The sequence below is a fragment of the Stenotrophomonas pictorum JCM 9942 genome (genome assembly GCF_001310775.1).
In the GTDB taxonomy this organism is placed as follows: domain Bacteria; phylum Pseudomonadota; class Gammaproteobacteria; order Xanthomonadales; family Xanthomonadaceae; genus Stenotrophomonas; species Stenotrophomonas pictorum.
Window position 1 is genome coordinate 1 of record NZ_BAZI01000313.1, and the last position, 3,076, is coordinate 3,076.

The window sequence follows — 3,076 nt, forward strand, 5'->3', positions numbered from 1 at the left end:
CCGACTGCTGCGCTGAGCCACGACCGTAGGGGCGGGTCCGTCCGTTGCAGAAGCGCCCGGTTGCATGGACACAAAAAAGCCGGCTCGCGCCGGCTTTTTTGTATGGTGAACGTGCTCGCTTATTTGAAGCTGTACACCACGTTCATCGTGGTCAGCGTATCGGTCTTGCGCTTGTCCTCGGCCACGTCGCTGTTGTGGCGGGCCTGCCAGCCGGCTTTCAGCGCAAAATGCTTGTTCATGCTCACCGACACACCGAAGTCGTTCTGCGCGAAGGTGTTGTACGAGCCTGATTCCACCAGCAGGGTGTTGACCAGATCGGTGTTGTCGGTGATGGAATATTTCAGGTCGAACAGGCCACGGCCGATCAGGTCGGTGCGGTTCTCGTCGGTTTCCGAATTGTGCGAGCGGCGCACACCCGGGCCGATCTGCGTATCCAGCGTCACCCGCTCGGCATCGATCAGGCGCGTGCCGTAACCCAGACCGAAGCTGCCCTGGCGGTCGTAGGTGGCGAAATCGTCATTTTCATAGCGCACCGTCGCGGTCAGCTGGCGGTGCTCGCCCAGTTGCAGCGCGCTGCCGGCACCGGCGGTGTAGCGGTTGGAGGTGGTCTGGCGCTTGCGCGAGGTGCTGCCGTCGTCGGCGGTGACGGTGTATTCGGCGCTGGAACGCAGGCCGAACAGGTCCATGCTGTGGACCCAGTCGTCATCGCTGTAACGCAGCTTCAGGCGGCCGTTGAAGCTTTCGGTGCTGCTGTTGCCGTGGGCCGAGGCGAAGCCCAGTTCACCGCCACTGCCACTCCAGGGAGAGCTCATCGCGGCAGGATCGGAGCCGCTGTCGGCCCAGGCCAGCGGAGCACACAGCAGCAGCGGGAAAATCAGTGAAACACGCAGGGACATCAAGCAGTCTCCGGGGCACAAGGGGGGAAAACGGACGGTTTGATGATACCGGAAGCCCTGCTACCCCCCGGTTCAGTGCGGCGCGGCGCTTTAGTCGCGGTTGAAGATTGTCCGGCCAGGGCCGCTGCTCCATTGCAGCGCGGACTCGGACATAATCGGGCTCATGGACCGCTATGAACGTATCAACGCGCTGCATCGTCTTCTCAAGTCGGCCCGCTATCCGGTCACGGTGGCACGGCTGCAAGAGGAGTTGAGCTGTTCCAGAGCCACCGTGTACCGGGATCTGGCCTTCCTGCGCGATGCGCTGATGGCGCCGGTGGAAGGCGACGGCGAAGCCGGGTTCCGCTACCAGACGGGCGAAAGCGAGCGTTTCGAGCTGCCCGGGCTGTGGCTCAGCTCCGAGGAGCTGCATGCCTTGCTGGCATCCCAGCACCTGTTGTCGCGGACCGGCGGTGGCGTGCTGTCCTCGGTGCTGGCGCCGCTGCAACAGCGGATCGAGGGGCTGCTGGCGGCCCAGGCCGGGGCGTCGAACTGGCCGGTGGAGCGGGTGCGGGTCATCCCGCACCGCGGTCGCAAGCTGGACGAGGCCAGCTTCCGCACGGTGGCGTCCGGGGTGCTGGAGCGCAAGCAGCTGTCCTTCGAATACCGCGCGCGTTCGACCGATGAGGCCACCCGACGCACGGTGTCGCCGCAGCGGATCACCCATTACCGCGACAACTGGTATCTGGATGCCTGGGACCACAGCCGCGAGGCGGTGCGCAGTTTCGCGGTGGACCGCATCCACCAGGCGCGATTGCTGGACCAGCCGGCCCGCGATGTGCCCGATACCGAGCTGGACGAACAACTGGCCGCCAGCTACGGCATTTTCTCCGGCGCGCCCAAGGGCTGGGCGACGATCGTGTTCAGCGCCAAGGCCGCGCGCTGGGTCGCCGACGAGCACTGGCATTCCAAGCAGCAGGGGCGCTTTCTGGCCGATGGCCGCTACGAGTTGAAGGTGCCCTACAGCGTTTCACGCGAGTTGCTGATGGATGTGCTGCATTACGGCTCCGATGCGGAGATCGTCGAACCGCAGTCGCTGCGTGAACAGGCCAAAGCCTTGCTTGCATTGGCGCTGAGCAACTACGACTGAGCCGCTGACGACAGGCCGACATGAAAAAGCCCGGTGCTTTGGCATCGGGCTTTTTCAATCGCCGCGACCGGTCAGCGCAGAGGTGCCACCGACCGCTTATTTCTGGTTGGGAACCTCGAAGCCCAGCTTGTCCACCTGCTCCGGATGCTGCGGCACGCGCTTGAGCTTGTCGGTGTTGACCTCGTAGGTGTCACGCAGGCGCTGCGCAAGCCGCCGGTACAGGGTGATGTCCATATCCGGTTCGCGGGCAAAGATCCACGCCATCTCCCGGCCCGGGTAGCCGATCAGCGCCCAGGAGTAGTCCGGCGCCACCTCCAGGATGCGCGTGTGGGTGGGCACGATCTTGTAGAACCAGGTGCGCCAGCGGCGGTTGCCGCTGTCCGGGTCGACCTTGGCGCGGATGTTGATCTCCTCCAGTGGCTGGCTGAAGCCCTCGCGGAACTGGTAGCGGATGGCGACCTTGTCGTCCTCGCGCAGAGTGTAGGTGTTGACGCTGGCCACGTGGCCACGCTCGATGAAATTGGGGACCCGGCCAATCACATACCAGCGGCCCATGAAGCGCTGCAGGTCGATCGGACCGTTCACATCACCGGCCGCCGTCACCGGCGTCGGCGCGTCCTGTGCATGCAGCGGGGCCTGCGGCAGGGCCAGACTCAACAGGAGGGCGGACAGAAACACTGGAAGTGATCGCATTACGGAGTCGAGCGCCATTGGGGAGTCACGCCTGCATGTTCGACCGGTGGCGAGGGGCGCGTCAATGGCAGGTCGCAGCCGGTGAGATGGCCGCCGCCGAGCATGCACTCCCACCCCGTCATGCAGTCGGAGAACGTCATGTCGCAGTCGTCCGCATCGTCCTATCGTCGTAATGAATCGCATGAGCCCGATCGGCGGGTACTGCGTGGGGTCAGGCAGTGGGCGCTGGCGGGGCTGGCACTGGTGCTGGTATGGCCGGCGGCCCGCGGCTACAGCAGCTGGATCGGCTGGTTGCCGCTGTGGCTGGTGGGCATGCCGCTGGTGGCCTGGTGGGCGCTGTACCGGTTCCGCCTGCCGG

General features: G+C 65.1%; 3 protein-coding genes and 1 pseudogene. 2 read left to right on the forward strand and 2 right to left on the reverse strand.

Annotated elements, in window-relative coordinates; all coding sequences use genetic code 11:
• Positions 1-119: 119 nt before the first annotated feature.
• A complete protein-coding gene (locus JCM9942_RS12915; protein ID WP_054660161.1) occupies positions 120-896 on the reverse strand; it encodes a DUF481 domain-containing protein in 777 nt (258 codons plus the stop codon).
• Positions 897-1,059: 163 nt separating this feature from the next.
• Here JCM9942_RS12915 and JCM9942_RS12920 point away from each other — a divergent pair, with 163 nt between their 5' ends.
• On the forward strand, positions 1,060-2,025 hold the full coding sequence (locus tag JCM9942_RS12920; protein ID WP_054660163.1) for a helix-turn-helix transcriptional regulator: 966 nt from the start codon (positions 1,060-1,062) through the stop codon (positions 2,023-2,025).
• A 96-nt stretch (positions 2,026-2,121) separates the two neighbouring features.
• Here JCM9942_RS12920 and JCM9942_RS12925 read toward each other — a convergent pair whose 3' ends face one another.
• The gene (locus tag JCM9942_RS12925; protein ID WP_054660165.1) at positions 2,122-2,718 is read right to left on the reverse strand and encodes a lipocalin family protein; all 597 of its coding nucleotides are present in this window, start codon (positions 2,716-2,718) and stop codon (positions 2,122-2,124) included.
• Between the two features lie 138 nt (positions 2,719-2,856).
• Here JCM9942_RS12925 and JCM9942_RS12930 point away from each other — a divergent pair.
• Positions 2,857-3,076, forward strand: a pseudogene (locus JCM9942_RS12930) (hypothetical protein); the annotation flags it as partial.

Excerpts from the sequence above, each read along its gene's own strand:
- JCM9942_RS12920 (WP_054660163.1), top strand. The coding sequence starts at position 1,060 with ATGGACCGCTATGAACGTATCAACGCGCTGCATCGTCTTCTCAAGTCG.
- JCM9942_RS12925 (WP_054660165.1), bottom strand. The coding sequence starts at position 2,718 with ATGCGATCACTTCCAGTGTTTCTGTCCGCCCTCCTGTTGAGTCTGGCC.
- JCM9942_RS12915 (WP_054660161.1), bottom strand. The coding sequence starts at position 896 with ATGTCCCTGCGTGTTTCACTGATTTTCCCGCTGCTGCTGTGTGCTCCG.